This is a genomic window from Actinotalea ferrariae (assembly GCF_019733465.1).
Taxonomy (GTDB): Bacteria; Actinomycetota; Actinomycetes; order Actinomycetales; family Cellulomonadaceae; genus Actinotalea; species Actinotalea ferrariae_A.
The window spans coordinates 14,255-34,525 of sequence record NZ_JACVQL010000061.1 but is presented as its reverse complement, the minus strand read 5'-3'; the positions used below and the strand labels follow the sequence as shown (position 1 = coordinate 34,525).

12 protein-coding genes are annotated in these 20,271 nt (G+C 68.7%); 5 read left to right on the top strand and 7 right to left on the bottom strand.

Annotation, left to right across the window (positions count from 1 at the left end):
- Positions 1-83: 83 nt before the first annotated feature.
- On the top strand, positions 84-605 hold the full coding sequence (locus ICW40_RS05755) for a HEPN domain-containing protein (protein ID WP_221652881.1): 522 nt from the start codon (positions 84-86) through the stop codon (positions 603-605).
- Positions 606-705: 100 nt separating this feature from the next.
- Here the strand turns inward: ICW40_RS05755 and ICW40_RS05750 are convergent, their stop codons facing one another.
- From ICW40_RS05750 to ICW40_RS05720, 7 genes are all read right to left on the bottom strand, one after another.
- A complete protein-coding gene (locus ICW40_RS05750) occupies positions 706-1,929 on the bottom strand; it encodes a hypothetical protein (RefSeq protein ID WP_221652880.1) in 1,224 nt (407 codons plus the stop codon).
- Positions 1,930-2,041: 112 nt separating this feature from the next.
- On the bottom strand, positions 2,042-2,443 hold the full coding sequence (locus ICW40_RS05745) for a very short patch repair endonuclease (RefSeq protein ID WP_308121647.1): 402 nt from the start codon (positions 2,441-2,443) through the stop codon (positions 2,042-2,044).
- Positions 2,444-2,534: 91 nt separating this feature from the next.
- Positions 2,535-3,995: a DNA (cytosine-5-)-methyltransferase gene (dcm, locus tag ICW40_RS05740; RefSeq protein WP_221652878.1), complete on the bottom strand. Its 1,461-nt coding sequence runs from the start codon at positions 3,993-3,995 to the stop codon at positions 2,535-2,537.
- Between the two features lie 236 nt (positions 3,996-4,231).
- The gene (locus ICW40_RS05735; RefSeq protein WP_221652877.1) at positions 4,232-5,023 is read right to left on the bottom strand and encodes a hypothetical protein; all 792 of its coding nucleotides are present in this window, start codon (positions 5,021-5,023) and stop codon (positions 4,232-4,234) included.
- Between the two features lie 13 nt (positions 5,024-5,036).
- Entirely contained in the window at positions 5,037-10,382 is a 5,346-nt protein-coding gene (locus ICW40_RS05730) for a DEAD/DEAH box helicase (RefSeq protein WP_221652876.1), read from the bottom strand.
- Entirely contained in the window at positions 10,375-13,446 is a 3,072-nt protein-coding gene (locus ICW40_RS05725) for a hypothetical protein (protein WP_221652875.1), read from the bottom strand. The genes ICW40_RS05730 and ICW40_RS05725 overlap by 8 nt, the downstream gene beginning before the upstream one ends.
- 198 nt (positions 13,447-13,644) lie before the next feature.
- Entirely contained in the window at positions 13,645-15,450 is a 1,806-nt protein-coding gene (locus ICW40_RS05720) for a hypothetical protein (protein WP_221652874.1), read from the bottom strand.
- A 321-nt stretch (positions 15,451-15,771) separates the two neighbouring features.
- On the opposite strand from ICW40_RS05720, the gene ICW40_RS05715 reads away from it, so the two are divergent.
- The 4 genes from ICW40_RS05715 (at position 15,772) to ICW40_RS05700 (ending at position 20,159) form a co-directional block, all read left to right on the top strand.
- The gene (locus ICW40_RS05715) at positions 15,772-16,494 is read left to right on the top strand and encodes a hypothetical protein (protein ID WP_221652873.1); all 723 of its coding nucleotides are present in this window, start codon (positions 15,772-15,774) and stop codon (positions 16,492-16,494) included.
- Positions 16,495-16,588: 94 nt separating this feature from the next.
- Positions 16,589-16,930 (top strand): hypothetical protein, encoded by a 342-nt coding sequence (locus tag ICW40_RS05710; RefSeq protein WP_221652872.1) that lies wholly within the window; start codon positions 16,589-16,591, stop codon positions 16,928-16,930.
- An 11-nt stretch (positions 16,931-16,941) separates the two neighbouring features.
- Positions 16,942-17,607 carry a hypothetical protein gene (locus ICW40_RS05705; protein ID WP_221652871.1) on the top strand — a complete coding sequence of 222 codons (666 nt, stop codon included), beginning with the start codon at positions 16,942-16,944 and terminating at the stop codon, positions 17,605-17,607.
- A 593-nt stretch (positions 17,608-18,200) separates the two neighbouring features.
- Complete coding sequence (locus ICW40_RS05700; RefSeq protein WP_221652870.1) at positions 18,201-20,159, top strand: hypothetical protein; 1,959 nt, start codon at positions 18,201-18,203, stop codon at positions 20,157-20,159.
- Positions 20,160-20,271: the final 112 nt, after the last annotated feature.

Below are 20,271 nucleotides of genomic sequence, written 5' to 3'. Positions count from 1 at the left end.
TCCAGACAGCGATCGGACACCCCGAACGTCTCATGCAAGGTACGAAGCAAGGCAGGGGCAAACCGACCGCGCAAGAGACAAGCATGTTCGTCGCAGCGGTCGTGCTCACGTACGCCGCCTGGGAAGGGTACGTCGAGGACCTAGCGGTCGAAGTCACCCGACACCTTGCCAAGGACACCAGACCTGAAAACGTGCCGGCGACCGCACGCAAAGCGATCGAGGCGATGCAACCCTCTCAGTGGGAGTACTCCGTCCACCCCGGCTGGAAAGGACTCTGGACCCGGTGCGTCACCGAGTACGCCAAGGGGACCGAGGGCGACAAACCCCCGTTTGGTATGAACACCGCGAACGCCAAGAACACCATCGCGCTGTTTGAACGAGTCGGCGTGGATGTGTGGGGCGCGCTTGAAGAGGCGGACAAGTCAGGGATCGAATCGCTCGTCCGACTGCGTGGCGAGGTGGCGCATACAGGCGGCACGCCCACAAACTTCAAGAAGGGCCTGGCTCAGGAGCACCTTGCGCGTGTGAAACGAGTCGTCGAGTTGATCGACCAGGCTGCCAAGTTGAAGACCCACGCACTGACCGGCACCCATCCCTGGCCGTGACCGGGCTGGCTGGTGTTTTTTGGGCGCTCCCCGTCAGGGGAGAACCCAGGGCCGTCGCCCTGGCTGCAGTCTCACTCACCGGTTAGGTGCATTGTTGGGACTACGACTCGGGCAGCAACTCGATCGACTTCGTGTAGATCAGGAAGTTGTCGATGTCCTTCTTCTTAATCATAACCTTCCCCTTCCGGGTTGATCCGTCAGGCTGCCTGAATCCCTCTTGAAAATCCCCGAGGACGCTGCTGACGTTCGCCTGGTTGACCTCGAGGACCTTGACGCTGACAAACCGCACCGCCTCCTTGAAGCGCCCAGCGTAGGACAGAGGGTCGTAGACCTTGCTTCTCCCGACGTGTCCGACTGACATGCGCCAGTCATTCCAGGCAATCGTTGAAGTGTTACCGCTGTCGCGCCCGTGCCAGGTCTCGTGCTCGTAGATGACGTACCAGAACCTCCCGGTTTCGGCAAGGCAGCGGAAGAAGCTCGCTGCATCGTTTCCCGGCGAGTCCTTGACCGCGACGCTCGAAGCCTTGAGATCACCGTAGTGCTCCAGTACGCCGTCCCTGAGGAACCGCAGGTCGTAGTCGAACTCCCCTCTGCGTTTCTCCTTCTGTACCCTGACCAGGCCAGTAAGGTCGTGCTCGGCCAGGTAACGACTCAAGCGGTACTCGACGTAAAAGCCCGCCCACTCGTTCTGGAAACGATCGGGCCAGCGGCTGGCGTGCATCTCCTGCACCGCGGTCAGGCCGTCGACGCGGGCCCCGTCAAGGAACACCTCGCTGAAGCGGTCAAGCACCTCGATGTGCGGGTTCTTCTCCTCGTAGCCTTCGAGTAGGTAGGTTGCGAACTGGTCGGCACGCACGCTGGTGAGTCGGTTGCCGTTCTTGTCTTCTCGTGAGAACTGCCCGAGCGTCTGCGCTTGGAAGAGGTCGTTTGTCGAGACGTGCGCCGCTGAGTTGTTCGCCTTGCGCTTGACGTACGTCGCCGGGTCGAAGTCGACGAAGATCGTCGTGTCGTGATGGTGGTAGACGCCTATAAACCGCACGGTGAGGCCGTGAGCGCGTCCGCGCTCCTCGACATCGACCCAGTATCGTGGGATCTGGATCCGCTTCTTGAATGCCTCCCACGGTCGACCGAGGTGCGTGACCTGCTTGGTCAAGATGACTTGGTCGTGGAAGCGAACGACCGAGCGTCCACCAAGTTCTTCGCTCCAGGCTCCCGGAAGGGCGTCGAACACGAGTTCGCGCTTCCGGCGTGGCGACAGGGTCACGTCCCTGTCATGAACGAGCGAACCATCCAGCGCGATCTGATCGACGATCTCGGATCCCATGGCGCCATTGCTACCAGCGCCGCCATCGACCGCGCGGTCGACACGCTCGGTCCCTCTGTAGCCCGGGGGCCGCACCGTGCTCCATCGGAAGGTGCGCCCGCCGTTGGCGGCCTCAGTCGTCGCGGTCGGCGACAGCGCGCCTCAACGCGGCCTCCACGAGATCAGCGGCGACAACGGGCGGCACGTGCTCCCACACACGGACCACCGTCCAGCCCAGAGCGCTCAGCGCTGCGTCCGTGTCAGCGTCCCGCTGACGGGTGCGCTCGAGCTTCCACACCCACCATTCCCGGTTGGTCCGCGGCACGGTCCCGTGGTCAGGGCATGAGTGCCAGAAGCAGCCGTCCACCAGCACGCACACGCGCCACCGGATGAATGCGATGTCGACTTTGCGACGCGGTAGACCCTCGATGCGCGTGTCGACGCGGAACCGTTTGCCTCGTCGGTGCAGCTCACGCCTGAGCAGCATCTCCGGTGCTGTTCCCGTCCGGGCGAGTCGGGAGTACCGCGCGGACACACCGGGTGCGGGTCGCCGGCGGGACGGTTCGGCGCCGGCCCTCTCGCTCCGCTCTCTCGACACAGGCGCTCACCCCCTGGGTGTGCACACGTCAGGACGTGCCAGCCGGCACCAGCTCGTCGGCATCTACAGCAACTCGTCTACGGGACAGCGCCTCTCGCACCGGCTCCTGGGGCGAGTCCGGTGCCGACGCGATCGAGTCGTAGATCGCGTGGCCGCGCTCGGAGGCCAGCAAGAGGTCCCTGTCGCGCTCGACGTGGGCCTTGAGCACGTTCCACACCACGCCAACGTTGACTCCGTTGCCGAGCTGCTTGTACGTCAGCGCGTCCCGCTGCTGCCCGAAGGCGAACTCGTCGGGGAGTCCTTGGAGTCGAGCGGCCTCCCGAGGAGACAGGCGACGAGCGGCCTCTCGAGGAGAGCGATGTTCTTCGTCACGCCGACCAAGGATCGGTGTCTGCGTGATCGCGACGAGCGCAGGCAGGTGCGTCATGCGCTTCGCCCTGATGCCGGACGGCCGCAGTGACAGGACGCACTTCCAGAGAGAAGTCTCGTCCTGCGCCTGCCACTCGAGCTTCTGTCGGCTCTCCGGGAATGTCCGCGTCGTCGCCAGCCACTTGCGGAGCCATGGGCCGTCGACGCGACGAAGCCGGTCGTACAGGTCCCAGTTCTTCGTGTAGAAGTTGGCCTTCCACGCCGGGACACGCACCCCTCCCGGGTACATCAACTCGTTCCGCAGCCTCTCGGCCACCCACACGTTGGCCCATATCGGGAAGCCGGGTAGGCGGCGTGCCGGCTCACCGGCGGCGTCAGCGTCCGACGCCCGTAGCGCGTACATGAACTGCACCCACTGTTCCCAGTGGTCGACCCACACGATCTCGTCGTCGCCGAGGTCCGTACCGGGCACCTGGCGTCTCGGGTCAAGCGGGAGGTCATCGGCGAGGTCCCACTCGCGGCTCATGCGGACGTGGGGGGGCAGCGAAACGGGCGGCACATGAGGATCGGCCACGTGCCCCTCGGGTACAAGCGTCGCGGTGATGAAGACCCGCTCCCGGACCTGCGGGGCCCCTCCGAACGCCGGGTCGATCTGGTGAGGGGAGAAGATCGCCGACGTCTCTGAGACCTGGTAACCCTCCGCGCGCAGGCGTTCGATGATCACCTCCCACTCGTGGACGTGCCGTGGGCCCGCGAGATTGCGGACATTCTCCAGCACCACGAGGGTGGGGTGGTGGGCCTGCACCACCTCCATGATGTTGAAGAAGAGTGTCCCCCGGATCTCGTCCATACCCTTCTGAGCACCGCTCTTGGAGAAGGGCTGGCAAGGGAAGCCGGCGGCGAGGACGTCGTGCTGACCGACGTTCATGACGTCATCGGTGGCGTCCTTGGTGATGTCGCCGTAGGGGCTGCGGCCCCAGTTGAGGGCGTACACCCTGGAGGCGTGCTCGTCGATCTCGACCGAGTACACGTGCTCGCCACCGAGTGCCTCGAGCACCGCGGCGAAGCCGCCGATACCTGCGAACAGGTCGGCGTAGCGGAAGCCCCCGGCCTCACTCATCGTGCCACCTCAGTCGTCATGTGATCGAACATGTGTTGCAGCTTGCCGCGGACGAGCCTAACGCGCAAGCACGACGCGCCGTGCAAGGGCCACCGGTTCGCACCCCCGGCAAGACTCAGGGTGCTCGCCAGCACTCCGGGCAGCGTCGCGGCGGCCGACCTGACTCTCATGCGTGGTGGCCGACCTGCCACAGGGCGGCTTGGACGGCGCGTCGCCGACCGCCTTCGGTGGCGCTCCTACTCGTTCTGCGTGAGGCGCAGCACCTCGTGCAGGCGGCTGCCCTCTAGCTGCCGCGGATACCCCTCGCCCCCAGCCGCGAGCACCCACCTGATGTCATCGAGCACGGTTGCTTTCGAGGCCAAGATCGACTCGAGCGCCTTTGCGACCTGCTTCGGTGTCAGAGCCTGGACCGCACCGGCGACTTCCGAGGGGACATCTTCGGCGATCCTTGCGTTCGCGAGGAGCCGCCGCTTCTCGTTGACGAAGTGCTCGGCGATCAGCAGCTCCACCAGGTGCCGACGAGCCTCGTCGCTGGTCATGTCGGCCTCGTAGACGCTCAGGGCCGCGCGGGTGCCTTCGGCAGGTCGAACCGCACCAGGCCCTGTTCCACTCGATCTCCCCTTGGCCGCCCTGCGTCTCGCCACCCGCTCTCGCCACTGCTTGCGCTTCTCGACCAGGAACGGGAGGACGTGCTCGGTGAGGAGACGCCGCACGTGCGGCTGAGCCCACTCGGCGGCCTTGACTACTGCGATGACAACGAGCAGCCGCAGCAGCTCCTCGGCCTCCTCCTCTTCGCGCGTCTTCTGCGGCTCGACATACTCGTGGATGTACACGACCTCCGGCTCCGGCCCGTCCGCCGACGCGTCACCCTTCCCCGTAAGGCGGATCTCTACGTGCTCAGGCCCCTTGTCCGAGGACTTCGGGGTGAAGCCACGGCTCCATCCTTCGGTCTTCCTGGAGTCGGCGAGGCGCTCACCCTTGGGCATCCGGACGACAGCCGGAACCTCGATGTACTCGTCGTCAGCCACCAGTCACTCCTCCTCAGCCCATCAGCCCGGCCAGGAGTGCTCCCGGCCGCCGGAGCATCTCGAACGAAGACGCGAACCGCGCGTCCGGGTACCGGTCGCGGACTGCCCGGACCCGCTCTGCCGCGTCCACCGGCGTGGTGGACTCAAAAGGATGGGTTACTGCGAGCACTCCTCGCCGGCCGATGACCGTCGGCAGCTCGATGCCCTCCACCTGCAGCCCGAAGTCGCCCGCGACGGCCGATGCCGCACGTAAGTCGCGCTCGGCGTGACGTCCGAGGTCGATGCTCCTTCCCCGGAGCAGGTCGAGCAGGTCGACTCCAAGCCGCCAGTCCAAGAGAGCGTGCCAGCTGCGGTTGCTGTAGTCGCGGAGGCACTGGTAGCAGCTGGAGTCGCAAGCGGGGGCGCCGTGCCGCGCCAGTCGCCCCGCGTGCTCGTCGGCGACATCGAGCAGCTCCTCGAAGCGCTCGGCCAACCGGACGGCATACCCAGCGCCGTTCTCGAGCGTGTCAGCGATGAAGACCTCACCACGAACCCCAGAGCCGTTGGTCACCGGGTGGACGCCCACCTCCATCTCGTCGGAGCCGATGTCGAGCCACTTCGCTGCCGCATCCCGGATGAGGAATCCCAGCGAGCCCCACGCCCCACGGCCCGCTGGCTCGCGTGGGTCGATCGCAAGGCCGGTCGGCATCGACGCCACTCCCAGGCTCAGGACGTCGGTGCGTCGACGGGCGGCGAGCGCGACGGGTGACAGCGGCTCCCCGCTCGCCTCGACATAGTTCAGACCGACCTGCTGACGCCTGTCTCGCTCCAGGAGGTCGGTGGCTAGCAGCCCCGCCTGCTCGTTCTGCTTGCCCTCGTACGGACGGCTCGCTCTGACGAAGGTGAACAGCCGGCCACGGTTGTCGTTGACCGACACGATCTCTGTGTTCGCCGAGCGCACGACCGCGTTCTCGCCGCGCTCGACGTACTCGACATCACCCAGGGTCATGCGGGGCTGCGACGCCCGTGCAGTGGGCTCGCCGAGCTGCTCGTAGTCGCGCGGCTTGAAGGACGTCCGGTAACCAGCTGGCTCCGCGGTTTCGATGACCTCGTACTCAGGAGCAGTCGCTCCACACACAGCGCACGCCAAGCCGGGCGTGTCAGAGAACGCCAGGCACGACCGGCAGACGCCGGCCTGCCTACGCTGCGACAGCGGCGCGTCCCCCTCGTACCAGCTGCCGTTCGTCCGCTGGCGGAGGTCCACGACGCCCACAGCCGTGTGGATCCGCTTGTCCTTGACGAGCTCAGCGCCCGGAGCGAACTCGGACAGGGCGATCGGGGCGTCCCGGTCGAGTGCGCCCTCCTGGTTGCCCTTCGGCCATGACGTGTAGAGGACCCGCGTCGTGGTCGGGAAGCCGAACATCGGCAGTACCCCGTGCTGCGCAAGCGCCTCCGAGAGATCGGGGACACGTGCCGACTCGACGGCCTCGCACACGAGGTGGAGGAGGTCACGCGACGCCCAATCAGCCAGCTCCCTCGCAGTGACTTCCACGCGTGCCTCGTGCAGCAGACTTCTCGCGATCCGCTCTGCGTCGTCGTGCATCTCCGTGAGCACCGTGGCAATAAAGTTCCTGAGGCCGTCCGAGCTCTGCCACTCCTCGACCGACCCGAACTGCCCGTGGACGCTGCGCCCGGGCTCGAACCCTGCGACCTCTGTCTCGCACCTTCTGAAGGCGCGGGTGAGGACCTCGGCCGCGAAGGCTCGCTGGAGGATCGCAAGCGAGGACGTGTCGAGGAACGGCTGGGGCGGGTCGTCACCAGTGATCGACTCGGGGTTGGCGAAGTAGTGCTCGTCGTGGCTACGAGCACCCCGACACACGGTGAGCGCGGCCGAGAAGTGCGACGAGCGTCGGCCTGCCCGACCTACGCGCTGCTGGTAGTTGAACCTCTGCGGGGGCATGTTGGCCATGACGACGCCCTTCAGTGCGCCGATGTCGACCCCGGCCTCCATCGTCGTCGTGACCGAGAGGACGTCGACCGTGTCGACGACATCGACCTCCGGGCGCTCGTCCTGGTCCTGGACGAGGACGCCCTGGAACCGCGCCTGGCGGGCTTGTGCCTCCTGCACGTCGGTCTGCCCGCTGAGCTCCTCGCAGTGGAGTCGGTAGACGCCTCCGTCCTGCGTGGCGAGCCAGGTGTAGTACGGCTCGTCGATCTCGGACCGGGCCTGCACCTCCGTCAGCGGGCGGAGGCAGGCGACGCAGACGCCGGCACTGCGGTGAAGGTGCCGGGTCTGGCACGTGGAGCACCGCCAGAGGTCGTTGTCGGCGGCGAGGTCCAGCCTGATGGAGTCCGGGGTCAGCCGGAAGCCGGCCGCCGCACCGGCCTTCATGTGCGAGGTGAACGCGTCGAGAAGGTCCTCACCGGTGATCGGCAGCTTCGCCGCGTCCGCCGCCGCCTGCGCGTAGTCGCGGGTATGGGTCGGCCACTTGTCTCCACCGTCGCTCGTCCAGATCGTGCGACGCCGACGGCCGACGATACGGATCAGCGAGGAGGCCACCTCGTCGGCGACGTCAGTCGGCACTCCCGACGGTCGGAACGGCGTCGTCGGCACCGCGCGGGCGATGCCCAGCGCCTCGACATCACGGTCGCCACCGGCGAAGACGGTCCGGATCACCTGGGTCCCGAGGGCCGCCTCGATGTTCCCGAGCAGCTCTCGCCCCTCCTGGTCGAGAACTGGGCGCACCCGGACAGGGCTCGCTTCCCAGTCGTAGAGGGTCGACCAGGGCCTCCCTGACTTGGTCTGCTGCAGGCTCGGGGCGGGACCGGCGGGGTTGACCCCGACGTCGAGCAGGCGCGGACCGATCTTGGTGACGACCTCCACGAGGTTGAGGCTGCCCGTGTCCCGGCGCGCCAAGGCCGCCAGCGCTTCCTCGTCGAGCTTGGTCAGTGACATCCCGTTGGCCCGCTTCATCAGAGCGGTAGCCGTCGGCTGAGACTCGGCCTCGATCGCCGAGTACGCCGCCTGCGCCGCCTCGCTGGTGTCGGCTCCGCGGACGTACGCCTCGGCGAGGTCAACGGCTCCCTGCGCACCGGACAGCGCCTCGAGCACGAGGGCTCGGACGAGGTCGAGGTAGTGCGCGAGCTCGAGGTTGGCCGCGACTCTGGCGGCGCCCTGCCGACTGTCGGAGAAGACGACGAGGCTCGACTGCAGCCGGCGCTTGAGTGCCCCGGTGAGCACCTGGTTCGCGCGGTCGAAACCGACACCCTGCGTGCGGATCGGCGAACCGGACCGTCGCCTGTCCTCGACCGAGCCTTTGCTGACGTACTCCCAGTCGTCGCCGCACGACGGGCACCGGGTCGGGAAGGCCGGCATACGGGACTCCGCGCCGTCCGCTCGGAGCCTGTAGGTGATCCCGGTCGCGCCTTGGGCTGTGTGGGTCAGCTGTCCGGTCCCGGACTTGAGCGCGGCACGTACGAAGTCCATCTTGTAGACCGGCGCTCGTGAGTCACCCGGGAGCATCGTGCCCTTGCGCTCCCACGGCTTGCCCACGACCGGTGAGCGGTCCGTAGGCCAGTACACCCGGTAGCTCGACGCGTCGCGCTGCATGGTCGCGTAGTCAGGCAGGTCGTCAAGGTTCGCCGTCGTCGGGATTAGGAACTGCCGAGTACCCGCGAGGGCGACGTACCCGCCGAGCATGCTCTCCCCGCACGACTGACAGTAGAGAAGCTCGAGGACTCGGGACCCGCACTCGCACGTCAGTCGCGCGGCGGCGTAGATCTTTCCTATGCGTCGCCCCGCGGAACGGTCCTCGGCCTCGACCTCCGGGCAGTCGGGACGCGCGCACGCCCACAGTCCCTGGAGAGTCCGGGCGAAGTAGTGCGCGCGGAGCCGGACGGCCGGCTGCTCCTGCCTCGCGACGTGCTCGACCAGGCCCTCGAGGGCTCGGTCCCGGAGCTCTGGCGAGCTCTGGGGGAACAGTCGCTCCGAGACCGTGGAGACGCGGGCCGGTCGAACATGTCCATCGGTCGTGAGGGCGTTCGCGAGAGCATGCGCGATGTCCTCGTCCGACGGCGCGACACCAAGTGAGCTCCCACCACCTCCTGCGGCAAGTCCCGGGGCCCACTGCTGAAGGTCACCAGCACCAGGAGGAAGGTCCTGGGAGGACCGCACGAAGTCGAACGAGCGCGCGGCGGGCCTTCCGAACATCTCACGCAGGAACTGCCGGCCTTCCTCGTCGTCGACGATGCTGGCGGAGGTTCCGATGACCCGCAGGCGGTCCAGATTCTCGTCCAGCCCCAGCGCGTGGAACAGCCGGCGCAGCAGGTAGGCGACCTCGGTCCCCGCGGTACCGCGGTACATGTGCAGCTCGTCAACTACCAGAGTGAACCGACGGCCCTCGCCGCCATCCAGCCAGCGACGGGTCTGGTGGATCATGCTCTGCTCATCGGACCGCGAGAGTGCGATCGACAGCATGCTGTAGTTCGTGATCAGGATGTCGGGAGCGCGGTCCTGCATGTCCCAGCGGGACCGCATCTCCGCCCCGTCCAGCGCGGGGAGGAAGTAGCGGGCGTGGTCGTCGGTGATCGCGCCCTCAGCGATACGGCGCAGCAGCTGCTCGTGCCGACGGTCTGCGTCCTTCATCAGCGACCGGAGACGGTTGACCCGGTCGACGCTCGCCGACGCTCGGGACCCAGGCACTGGCGTGCGCCCCGTGTAGCGGCCGAAGTAGAAGCGGTGACCCGGCCGGTTCGCGTCGAACCACTCACGTGCGGCTGGCGAGTCGAGCGCCGCTCGAAGTCTGATCAACTGGTCCTCGACGAGAGCGTTCATGGGGTAGAGCAGCAACGCGCGCACCCCCGGGTCACGGCCGCTCTCGCCCTGTCGTTGCGGCACGTAGGCACCGGAGCGCCGCCACCACGACGTGGCAGCCGTGTCTGCAGCGGCGGGACCCCAGTCCCGCGACTCCCGGACGAGGTCCAAGAGCACCGGCAGAAGGAACGCCTCGGTCTTGCCCGAACCCGTGCCGGTTCCGACGATGACGTCTCGCCCTGCGTCGCTCGCTCGAAGCGCGGCGTCCTGGTGCGTGTACGGGTGGTCGTAGGGCAGGAGTCCAGCGCGCACCAGCCCACTCGCCTCGGGGACCCCCAGCCGCTCAGTGACCTCGGCCACCGATGCAGACGATGACCGGTACCGCGGAAGGAGCTCGATGAGCGGCTCGGTGAAGGCCGCGCCGGACTCAGTCAGCAGCCGTCGGCGCTCGGCTCGTACTCCCCGATCCCGAACCTCGTACGCCGTCTCGTAGAACCGCAGGAACGCCTCTTCAAGGTAGGACTTCAGCCCAAGAGGGGTCAGAGGGGCGTGCGAAGTCTCAGACATCGATGTCCTTCACTTGGTCGTACTCAGAGCGCAGCTCCGCTCCGAGGATGTGGGCCACCTGCTGCGCAACGGCAGCGTTGACGTTCTCGTACGCCCGCATGTGCACCTCAGCGCCACCGCTCGGGAGCCGGCACCGGACGTCGTAGCCGGGCATGCCGGACCGGAGCACGAGCGCGCGACGGAGCGTCGCGGGGAGCGGTAGGTCCTCAGCGACCAGAAGCCGGTCGGCGAAGTGCTCGTGGACGAGCGTCACGCGCGCGAGAGAGCGGCGGGCGAGCCAGCGCCCGGCGGCCGGCTCTACTTCGACGAGCTGCCCTCCCGGCTGTGACCGCCACGCGAACACGCTCCTGTGCCCCTGCCGGAACCGGTACATGCCCTTGCGGTCGATGTCGTAAGTCCGGATCCATCGCCACTCGCCTTGCACCGCCGCGTAGATGTGCGCGTCCGCCCCGGGGGGATGGCTGAAGTGCTGTCCCGACTTCACTCGGCGGTCGAGACTCGGCATCGTGTCGATGAGCCACCGACCGGTGCAGCCGTGGAGTACGACGCCCAACCGCTCGTACGCGGCACGCACCAGAGTGGCGTGACGTGGCTCCATCTCCATGTACACGGCGGTGGGTGCGGTCGCTCGGCCGCGGCTGTCGACCGCCGTGCGCATTTCGAGGCTCGTCACCGCGACGCCGTCAGCCACGACGGGGTCAGTGTCGTCGGGGTCGTCGAGACGCTCGATCAGGCGTGCCGGGCGAGCGCCGGCAAGGCAGAACAGCCCATTGGCCTCGGGCAGCGCGACTGCCGCGGCCGGTGCGGCGAAGACACGGCCCCGCGAGAAGTCCTGCTCGACGTGCCCGAGATCGGCCAGAGTCTGCAGCGAACGACGCCAGTCGCTCGCGATGTCGTGCCGTCCGAGCTTCTCGCAGACCCAGACCCATGACCTCATGAAGTCCTCGCGAGTCGCGGACGCGCTCTCTCGCTCAGAGAGCCAGATCAGCACCTCGTCGAACGGGTTGTCGAGCGTTCCCTCGGCGACTCCGGGGCGCTGGGCGACCTGGGGTGCTGATGTCGGCGGCTTGCTCTTCGAGGCCGGAGCGTTCCACCGGAGTGCGCGTGAGAGGAGCTTCCTGGCGAGATCGTCTGCCTGCTCTCCCGCCCACTTCCACTCCGGCCCGGAGATCAGGGCGGCAACCAGGTCCGGGCGGGGCACGTGCTGCACCGCCCCTTCCACGTGACGCACCGCGCCGCACCGAGCGGCCACAACGGCGCCAGTCCGAGGGCTCCTCGCGAGTGCGACGGCGGCGCCCTCCATGCGCGACGCCAGGCCGTCGACGTCCAGGCCCTGAGGCTCGAGACCTTGACGGCCGAGCCATCGCGGTCGCAGTGGCTGCACCTGCTGCACCGAACCGTCCTCAGTCAGCACGAGGTACTCGGATCCCGGCCGGTGTAGCAGCACCGGCTCACGCACGTCGATGCCAATGGCGCGGGCACCGGCCAGGCCGGGCCCTTCTCCGGGGCCATGGCGCGCATCGGCGAACGTCCAGGTGTCTCCACTGTCGTGTCGTCCGGGACGGAGAACGGGCTCGTGCTCGGCGTGCTGCCGCACGAACGCCAGCGTCCGGAAGGTGAGCCTGCTCTTGGGATCCTCGACCGCGTGGTCACCGGGGGCGAGGCCGATCTCCGCGAGGCGCACCCGCGGCGGGGCCTCGTGAGTTGGTGCGACACCCGTACCGTCAACGACGACACGGGCATCCGAGGAGGGCAGTGCCACGTCGGGCTCGTGGCCGCAGAGGTACTGGTGGGCTCGCCCCAGGCGCATGCCTCCCACCAGGGACAGGGACTCGGCAACAGGCGGCATAGTCGCGCTCAAACCCAGTGCGCGAAGGAGCGGCGCCTCGCGGGGGAGAACGACGTCGTCGAACCAGGACCAGCCGTCGAACACCGGCCGCGAGGTCGCGGTCGAGCCTCCCGCTCGAAGGGCTTGCTCCACATCTCGCCGACGGCTGTCGTGAACGAGGACGTGATGAGGCACGTGGTGCGACGCGGCCTGGGTCTGCACCCGACCCTCGAGCTCAGGCTCGTCGTGGAACACGAACACGCTCCCGCCGCCGAACATGACGGACCGCTTCGGCGTGAGGGCGTGCTCCATACCGGCATGCAGCCAGGCGGAGGGTGCTCCGTTGACAGCGACCCGCACGGTCGGGGTGTACTCGTCGACCGTTAGGGACTCCCCGTGTCCCACGCTGACAACCTGACCGACGAGAGCCACGTCCGCGTGGACGACACCGCAAAGCTCCTCAGACCAGTCGTCGTAGAGGAGCAGTCCCCGTGCTGTGCGCTGCCTCGACTCCCGGGGACCCTCTCGACGCCACCGGGCCACCTCGTCGTCAACGACGTCCTGAACCACTTCCAGTGCCGCCTCGTCGTGCTCGACACGACTTAAGAGTTCCGCGCATACCGCTCCGCGATAGCGCATCCAGACAACGAGGTCCTTCACGTCGATCGCCCCGGTGCCGCCGCCGCACTCCTGCACGAACTGCTCGATGACCAAGCGGTCGCGGTGGCGTACCAGTCCTTGGCTCCTGGCCCAGCCCTGCCAGCGCCACACGTGGTGGGTCTTCGCACTAGACCGGCCGAGTGCAGACCCTGCGCCTTCGAGCCACCGGTTCCAGACCTGCCACATGGTCGGGACGTCGTCGCCGTACCCCGCAGGGGCCTCCGCCTCAGCCGGGCGACCCAGGAGGCTGTTCTGGGTCCGGTACACACCGTGCGGCGCACCGATCGGTTCCTCCGTCACTGCGAGCACGGTCATGGCCAGGTCCGCGACGAACGGCGGCTCGCCGTCGAAGCCACGTCCGGCCCACCGGGCCGCTGCGCTGGCACCCAGCGCGAAGGGCCGGGACCCACGTGCGTCGCGGAACGCCTGGCAGAAGTCGTCAAACGCCTCCTGCTGGTCAAGGGCGCCGGCCTCCGCGAGGGTCTCGCGGTCGACATAGAGGTAGAGGCGTCGCTCGGGACGCCCTCGGCTGCGGAGGTCGCTTAGGAGCACCTCGTTCCACTCGACCAGCTTCATCGCTCGTGCCTCATCGCAAAGGTCATCGCCACGAGGAAGCACGAAGCTTAGTCGCTGTCGGAAACGAGCCAGCGATCACCGCGTTGGTGACCGCATCATGCGCGCGCACAGTCCTGCCGTCACGGCGCAGACCTACGGGGAGGCGGCTCCAAGCCTCGCCAAGGTGTCGGCGGGACGGTGTGTCGCGCCACACGTCGCTCATGGGCGGAAGTCGTCATGAGAGACCACGCGAGAGAACTCGACGTGTTCGCCGTTCTGCCAGAAGTGCATCCGCCGTGCTGCCGGGGAGTTCCGTTGAAGTGCGACCCGCATGCACGTCGCACCGTCACCACGGCGGACGGGGGGCGAGCCGCCCGATACGTCGACGCGCAGGGGATGGAGCTCACGCGAGTCGAGCTCTGCTGCGAGACCGGTCAGGACCTCTACAGCCACAGATACGACCTTGCTCCGCTCCGCGCCGTGGGTCCGATCGATACTGGAGAGGAAGTCAGGACCAACTGCGTACGGCCTGAGGGGACGCTCCTCCTTCTGGCCGGCAGGGATTCGCGACGCCCACTCGACGAGGACCTCGAAGCGAAACTGCTCCTCTGGGTCGACGAAAAGTTCACTCGTGTGGACATCACGCGGTGCCCCGTCCCGAACAGCCCGTTCAGCCTTGCGCCGCTGGCTACCGCTAGTGCGCAGCCGGGTGCGCAATGCGTCCCGGTCGCGTGTCACCTCGTTGAGCTTTCGCTCGAGCTGACGGAGCTCCGCGCGAAGGCTCTCGATCTCCTGCAGACCCGCGGCGTGGTCTGATGATTGCGTGGCCACCCGGATGCCCGGCGTTGAGCGCGCCAAGGGAGGAGGGCCGTCGTTGACCGCCGGCATGATGCGTTCGACCAGGGGTTCGGGGCCCGTAACGTCGCGCAGGAGGGCGCCCCCGTCGAGGCCCGGCGGCGGCGCTGCTGAAGCCGCTGCGACGGGTGGGAACAGGAGCCACGGCGGTCCGCCGCTGAGCACGGCAGGCGGCGCGGTCCATCCCAACTCCTCGTCGACGACGTCGAGCCGCAGGCTCGCGCTGACGGTGTCCGAGCCCAGCTGGATCGAGTCCAGGAGCGCGATGATCACCTCCCCCTCCGTGAAGAGGTCTTCGAGATGGTCCATGGGGTTGTCCGTGATGAGCGCCTTGGGGACCGCTGAAGTGGCTCCCGGATAGAGCTCGAGTGTCACCTGGTCTGGCCCGACTGAGGCCACGCGCGCAAGCACGTTGGCGTTGGGTGCGTAGTCCGCGAGTGCGTCGTGGGCCGGCCGCAGCTGAGCGCGCACGTCGAGGCGTCGGGTCTCGTCCAGCGAGCCGCAGACCGCCTGCCCGCGACGCGCGATCTGGTCGATAAGAACTCCGACCAGGGTCATCTCTGCCCAGATCGTGGCGTAGCCGCCGTCGTCGAGCTTCACGATGGCGCGCGACTCCCCCGCGACGCCCTCCACGGTGCCGGAGCGCTGCACCGCGCCGTCAGCGGCGCTCGTGGAGTGCGCGGACCCGGCTTGAAGCGCGAACCTGGCGACGTCGCGAGCGAGCGCCTCTACGACGCGGGCCGAGTCCGCCCGAGACCACGCGAACCGCAGCGGGCTCTTGTAGGGGTCGGACTGCCAGCCGCGGTCCACGGGGTAGACACGTGCTGCGCCCCCGTAGACCTGCGTCATGTGAGGCATCACGTCGGAGAAAGCCCAGGTGATCTCGTTGGTCGGGATCACGACGACCTCGGCGAGGTCACCAACCTCTGCCTTCAGCGCCTGGGCGTCGACGTACGGCTCCGAGGCGGTGGATGAGATCGAGATCACCGCGACGGGCCACGGTGCGCCGCGGAGGAGCCGTTCCGCCAGGCTCCGGGCGTCGTCGGCAGTGCCGATCCTTCCGACGGCCCGCGGTGGATGCGCGCTCGGGGACGGAGCTCGGTTGCCCTCCTGGTGGCCGGCCGCCTTCCCGGCGCGCTGGATCTCGCGATGCCGGTTTCTCTTGGGCACGGGACCTCATCACTAACTTCGACGGCTCTTGGTCGGCAACGTATCCGCGTGCTCTGACGCGGCAACAGCGCCATACACCGCGCAGTTCCGCGCAAGAGCGTCGTGTACCACCCGGGCTGAGGTGCCGGCACCCTATGGCGGAGCCTCAACGCGGCTTACGAGGCACCTCAACGGAGCGGTCGCACCGTAGTCGGCGCGGTCGTCTGGCGGTGGCGAGCTCGGGACCGCGAAGTAGCACGCTAGCGTTTCGAAGTGAGCGCGTCGCCGAACTGATCGTCTCGTTCCCCGCCTGACACCTCGCACCCGCCGAAGGAAAGACGCATGGACGACGACATCCGGGCTGCCACCGTCTACGCGACCACGTTCCGTGACGCCCTGACCCCGGTGAAGGTCATCGACGCGGCACGCACGTACTCCCTTCAAGGTCCGCCGTCCGGCGACGAAGGTGGGACACCCATGTGGGTACCAGACGACCGGTGGACGATCGACCCCGGCGTGCCGACGCCGTGGGGGCCTGCGAAGGCGCACGGAGTGCTGGTCGCCGGCTTCCCGTCTCGCGACTACACGTGGTTGATGATGTCCACGAACGAGCGGCTCGCCGAGCTGGACGAGGTGCTCTCACAGGACGTCCTGACCCTGCGCGACGACCCGGAGAAGTCGCCGCACTGGGTCCAGGGCAACAAGGTGAAGGTGCCCGTGAGAGTGATCGACCCAGCGCTCCTCGTCGGGGAGTGGGAGACGGTGGTCGCCGCGCCCGAACGGCGCCGCCAAGCCGCCCAAGACCGCCGACGCGTCCAACAGGACAAGGAGATCGCTGCCGGGCGAGCGCAGGACGCGCGCGATGAGACGTCCTTGGCACGGGCGCGCAGGGCGATGGTGGGTATGAGGTGGTGCGCGGCGCTGATCGGGGCCGCAGCCGTAGTGGCGTTGGACGCGCACGCGCTGTTGCCACGCGTCGCGGCGGCTGCGGCTGCGTGCGGGGTCGTCATGCTGTTGACGTCCGCCCGCATCAGGGCGCTCGAGAGGCGACTTCCCGGGCGCTGACTCCCGTTTCCGCGGCCCCGTGTCACCGGCGCGCGGCGGCGCCGGACCGGCAGGGTCTTCCGCGGGAGCCGACGCGGGCACCATGCTCCGTTCCATGTCACGGGTCGTCCACGTCGTGCGAGCGCTCGCCGGCCACGTCTGTCACGGGTACCGCTCCACCGACCTGGTGAACACCCCGCGACGTTCCCTGCTCCACGGACTGGCGTGGTCGCTGATCGCCACGGGCATGGTGCTGCTGCTCGTTGACCTCGCCATCGTCACGGGCGGGCCGCACTGGCCTCGGGCGTGGTGGTACATCCTCGGCAACCTACGGGGCTTGTCGGTCGTCCTGGGGGCGATGTTCACTACGCTCGGGATGATGCTGGCCCTGCCGGGGTGGGTGATGCGTCCTCGACAGGTCGGACGCTCGGCGACACCTTCTGGGGTCCGGCGGTGATGACGTGGCGGTTGGCTCTGACCTTGATCGTGGTGACGGGCCTCCTGGTCGTGGCGGTCCGGTCGGCACGGTGCAACTTCCGTCAGTGGCGGGCGACCCGCCACCTTCCGCTGATCGTCGCGTCCGAGGAGGCGCTCACCGCCCACTTGGAGGCGTGGGACTGGGGGCGGCGCTGGCCTGACCCGGGCCGGCCGGGCCGGTGGAACCTGTCGGTGGTGCAGTGCCGGTCGTATGCGCGCCTGGCTGCCACACGAGGTCAGGCGCTGCGACCGGTCACGGTCGTCCTGGGTGTCGTCGCTGGCGTCCTGATCGCGGAGTGGTGGCCGGGGATCGTCGCAGCGTGGAAGGTGATCAGCGCCCCGGTCGATCCGCAAGAGTCGTTCGCCGCGGTGACCCGGTGGGGCGAGGTCTTCTCTGGCGCTGGTGCCCCGTTGGTCCTCGCGATGGTCGTCCTCGCGCTGGTCGGTCAGCTGGAGACCGCGTCGTTGGAGGCCCAGGAGCTGACGGCCGCGTACCAGTGGGCAGCGGACCGGCAGGAGGCCGCCGCACTAGTCGCGGTCTCGCCGCCTGCCGCTGAGCGGGGGCTGCCGTGGTCGCGGCGGTGGGGTCGTGTCCGCTCGGCGCTGCAACGAGGTCCGGGTCGCGTAAGGGCGTCCGAGACGGGCCGCCCTACCTGACGGGATGGGGCGGCCCGTCTCAGCGCCGGCTCAGCCGGTCCAGGGATCGCACTGGTCCGGTCGTCCAGGTGCTCGTCGTCCCGTGGTGGTCGCGCACCACCAGGCGGGCGGGGACGCACGTTCAGACCGCGATCAGGTCGTTCGGATCAAGCCAGATCCGAAGGCGAGCGACCTCGAGCCACGAGGCCGCGCGGGCCCGCTCACGGTGGCGTTCGAGCGCAATGCCAGCGCTCTCCACAGCCGGATACCAGTCCTCCGTCAAGGGCTCATGCAGGGATGCCCACGGTGGCTCTGGGTGGCTCCACGTGGCGGCGAGGTGCGCAGCGATCCCGCACAGCAGCGCATCCCAGCGAGGTCTCCGGTCGAGGGTGGCGGAGCAGCCAACCACCGGGCCTGCCCCGCGCGATCGAGGCTCCGGAAGCCGCTCGTCACCGCCTCGGCGAGCATGCGCATCGCCCACCCCGGAGCACCAGCGGTGAGGTCCTCACCGATCGCGGCGGCCGCGCCCGCAGCACTGGCCATGTGCGACGGAAGCATCACACTCGAACGCTATCGGGAGGGGTGGTGACGGTAGGTGGTGCCACGATGAGGGCATGAGCACGGACGACGTCGACGAACCGCAGCCGCGCCGGCACTTCGGTGGCGTGGGCGTCCCGGTCCCGCCGGAGAACTTCGACGACCCGCTGCCTGAGGATGAGATCGCGGCATGGGAAGGCGCGGACGACGAGCAGCGGGCCGCTCTGGCGGGAGTGTCTGGTGCTGAGCACCTCGGTGATCTTCGTGCCGTGGTGGCGGGCCGGAAGCTCGGCGAGGCACTGGTGCGCGCAGGTGCGAACCTGGACCCCGACCTCGAGGCGGACATCCAGTCTGCCTTGGCACTCGTGGGGGTCACCCTCGCCACACCAGATACCGAGCAGGCGGCGCTCGACGAGACGAGCGAGATCCTCTCCGACTCCGAGCTGATGGCCACGATCCGAGAGGCGGACGCTGACATCAAGGCTGGTCGGGTCGTGACGACGGCCGAGCTCATCGCGGGCTGGCGCCGCGGCCAGGAACCATCCACGGCCGGGTGGCGACGCGAAGAGCGCCGGTCGATGTGGCTCGCGGCCGCGGTCGCGGGGCGCATCGCGGGGGACCAGGAGCGGGCCCGTGAGGTCGGCCGACGGAACCTGGCGCTCATGCGTACGACCGGCGGCGGGCACGGGAGAGCTCAGGACTTCGCCGCGTGGGAGTCCCTGCTCGACGGTCCGGTCGAGGAGCTCCTCGCCGTGCTCATGGGCGCTACCCAGCGATGCCGCGACCTACGGCTACAGGCTCCGTTCGCGGGCCTGCTGCCCCAGGACGAGCGGCTCGCGATCCTCGACGCGTTCCGTGCTCAAGAGGCCGCTGCACGGGGAGCCGCTGCGCCGCGTTCCCTGGCTGACATCCTCCGGATGAAGGACGACGCGGAGCTCGAGCTCCCCGCGCGGCACCTACCGGACCCCCGCCGTGCCGCCGAGCTCGACGCTGCGCTGAGCGACGACCTAGCCGACGCGGCACTGGTGACCGCGCGCGCAGCAACCGACGCCGGCGCGCGCACAGCCCTCGACGACGTGATCGAGGCGCTCGGCTACACCCGAGCCGAGCTCGAGGCGGGCGATGACGCGGACCGGGCCGTGGCGGACCACGCCGCCCTGCTCGATGTAGACCGCGCCGACGCCGCGGCTTGCGCTGACGTCCCTGAGTCGACGAGGTTGTCGTGGATGGCAGCTCTGTCCGATCACGAGCGGGCCGCCATAGTCCAGGAGCTCGCCGGCGTCTTGCGCGCGTGGCGAGCGACCGCGACCGCCTACACCGAGGGCGTCCCGCGCGACCAAGCCGACCTCACCTGGTATGACGACCACGGCACCGGTCCGTACGTGGTTGACGTCGTAGCAAGTTCGCTCAGCACGCTCGCGGCCGCGATCCCGGCGCCGGCGGAACAGGTGGTGACGGTCACCGCACTTCACGAGGTCGAGCCGGTCGCGCGGACGCTCCTCGGCGCCGCCCTGGGCGTCCCGGGCGACGACGTGCCCCTGGTCATCCGAGTCGACTCGTTGAGCATGCCGGGCAGCGGCGACCCACACATCCCGGGCCGCGCCGTGCTCGTGACCGCGACGGACGAGGGCGCGATTGCGGCGGCGGAGCTCCTCCTCGAGGCGGCTGAACCCTGGACGGACGCTCTGGAGGCGACAGGCGGGCGGCTCACGCAAGCCGAGCGCGTATGGGCGGACGAGGAGCTCGGTGGCGCGGGCGGCCCTGACACCGGTGGCCGGCTCGAGGAGCTGATCGATGCGGGGTTGATCGATCCTCCGAGCGGCCCGCAGCACGCACCACTTGGGCCACCGCTGATGGATCACGACACCGTTGAGGTCCGCCGCGCCCTGGCCGAGACGAACGGCGCCAGTGAGCTCATCGCGACGATCCGCGCGCTGCTGGGCATCCTGCGCCGTGAGCGGTGGCTGGATCAGGCTCGAGCGGACGCCGCTGACGCCCGTGACGAGAACCTGGGTGGTGCTCCGGATGCGTGGTGACCTGCTGAGCGTGCCAACGGCCGAGCGGTGGCTGCTCAACGCGGACGACCCGGACGAGGGCGGCGGTGTGGTGACGCTCGCGTAGGCCGTCGACGAAGGCCGGGTACTGCCG